The organism is Roseomonas indoligenes, from assembly GCF_017813365.1.
Lineage (GTDB): Bacteria > Pseudomonadota > Alphaproteobacteria > Acetobacterales > Acetobacteraceae > Roseomonas > Roseomonas indoligenes.
The window spans coordinates 1-2,044 of sequence record NZ_JAGIZA010000054.1; the positions used below are offsets into that span (position 1 = coordinate 1).

Here is a 2,044-nt window from a genome sequence, read left to right on the forward strand (position 1 = left end):
CGCGGCCGCGTGAGGAACAGCGACCCGGCCTCGCCAAGCTCGATGGGATCAAGGTCCCGCACCGGCCCGCCGACCGCGCCGAAGTTCACGACCAACCCGCGCTTGCGGGCAGCGCGAAAACTGTCGCGCAGCGTCGGCTTCCCGATCGGGTCGAAGACGACGTCTACCCCCTGGCCGCCGGTCAGGTCCCGGACGGCATCGGCGCAGCGGCCCTCGTCGTAGAGCAGGGCCGCCGTGGCCCCGCGTCGGCGCGCGACCTCCGCCTTCGCCTCCGTGCTCGTCGTGGCATAGACAGTGGCGCCCATGCGTGTGCCGAGCTGGACCAGGAGCTGTCCGATCCCGCCGGAGGCGGAGTGGACAAGGCAGGTCACCCCCGGCCCGAGCCGCCCCACATCGTCGGCGAGGTAGTGCGCGGTCAGGCCGTGGAACATGGCGGCGGCAGCGCGGTCCAGCGGCAGGGCGTTCGGCACCGGCACGACGCGCCAGGCCGGGACCACGGCGTACTCCGCGTAGCTGCCCCAGGTGAGGCAGTAGGCGACCCGGTCCCCAATCCCGAGCCCACTCACATCCGGCCCGAGCGCTTCCACATGGCCCGCGCCCTCAATGCCGAGGGTGGTCGGGATCGTGACCGGGTAGGTCCGGGACCCCGCGTACTTCCCCTGCCGGGTGTGCACGTCCATGAAGTTGATGCCGGAATGGCGGAGGCGGATGAGCACCTCGCCTGGGCCGGGCGTTGGCACCGGGATGTCGCGGCGGAGGATGACCTCCGGGCCGCCGTAGCGGTCGATCTGGATGGCTCTCAAGGCTTCCTCCGGGACACCGGCGCTGTCGGGCGCGGGGCCGCGCTCATGGCGTCAGGCCGCATCGCCGTAGCGACGGTCCTGCTCGTCAAACCAGGGCTTGCGGACCAGGATCTGACGCTCGGCGAAGCTCGCCGTCAGGCCACTCTCCTCGTCCAGGCGCCCGTCCCGGCGCAGGGCCTCCAGCGCCACCCTCATGCCCTGCACGGCGCCTTGCAGCGCCACGTTGGCGTAGAGCAGCAGCCCGAAGCCCATTTCGGCCGCCTCGGCCTGGCCGACCATCGGCGTCATCCCACCGACGACGAGGTTCAGCATCTGCGGTCGGGGCAGAAGGCGGGGGATGTGGCGCAGCTCGTCGGCGCTCGTCGGCGCCTCGACGAAGAGGATGTCGGCGCCGGCCTCGGCATAGAGTCCCGCACGGTCGATCGCGGCCCCGAAGCCCTCCACGGCGATGGCGTCCGTGCGGGCCACGATCAGGACGCCGTCGCGGCGCGCGTCGGCCGCCGCGCGGATCTTCCCGGACATCTCCCCGGCCGCGACCAGCGCCTTGCCCGCGAAGTGGCCGCAGCGCTTGGGGCTCAGCTGGTCCTCGATCTGGATCGCGCTCGCGCCCGCGCGCTCCAGGAGGCGGATGGTGTGGCCGACGTTCAGCGCGTTGCCGAAGCCGGTATCCGCGTCCACGATCACCGGCAGTTCCGTCGCCTCGCGGATCGCCAGCAGGTGCTGGGAGAGCTGGGTCAGGTCCATGAAGCCGAGGTCGGGCAGGCCCAGGAAGGTGTTCGTCAGCCCCGCCCCGGTGAGGTAGGCCGCCTCGAAGCCCAGCGTCTCGACCACCCGCGCCGCGAGGGCGTTCGCGACCCCGGGCGTGAGCACGGCGCGCCGCTCGGCGAGAAGCTGGATCAGGCGGCTGACGTGGGAGGCGGACAAGGGCTGCGTTCCGTGACGGGTGCCCCAAGATCGCCGCCGCGAGCATTCCCCGTCCAACATCTTGATCGTCTCGAAACGATACGTTGTACTTATCGAATGGAACTGCGCCATCTCCGCTACTTCTGCGCTGTTGCCGAGGACGGCCACATGACGCGGGCTGCGGAGAGGGTCGGCATCGCCCAGCCCGCCCTCAGCCAGCAGATACGCGGCCTCGAGGAGGAACTCGGCGTGCAGCTCTTCGACCGCATCGGCCGCGGCCTCGTCCTCAACGAGGCCGGGCGCCTGTTCCTGGAGGAGGCGCGCGACCTGCTGCGCCG

Annotated in this window: 3 protein-coding genes; 1 reads left to right on the plus strand and 2 read right to left on the minus strand. The window is 71.5% G+C overall.

Annotated features, from left to right (window positions below; genetic code table 11):
• Together J5Y10_RS27555 and J5Y10_RS27560 are read right to left on the minus strand one after the other, a co-directional pair.
• Positions 1–803: quinone oxidoreductase family protein (locus tag J5Y10_RS27555; RefSeq protein WP_209377367.1), on the minus strand; the 803-nt coding region annotated here is incomplete at its 3' end.
• 51 nt (positions 804–854) lie between these two features.
• Complete coding sequence (locus J5Y10_RS27560) at positions 855–1,727, minus strand: isocitrate lyase/PEP mutase family protein (RefSeq protein ID WP_245215170.1); 873 nt, start codon at positions 1,725–1,727, stop codon at positions 855–857.
• Between the two features lie 96 nt (positions 1,728–1,823).
• Between J5Y10_RS27560 and J5Y10_RS27565 the strand changes: the two genes are divergently transcribed.
• Positions 1,824–2,044, plus strand: a 221-nt coding sequence (locus J5Y10_RS27565) for a LysR family transcriptional regulator (protein ID WP_209377369.1), incomplete at its 3' end; no start/stop codon positions are given.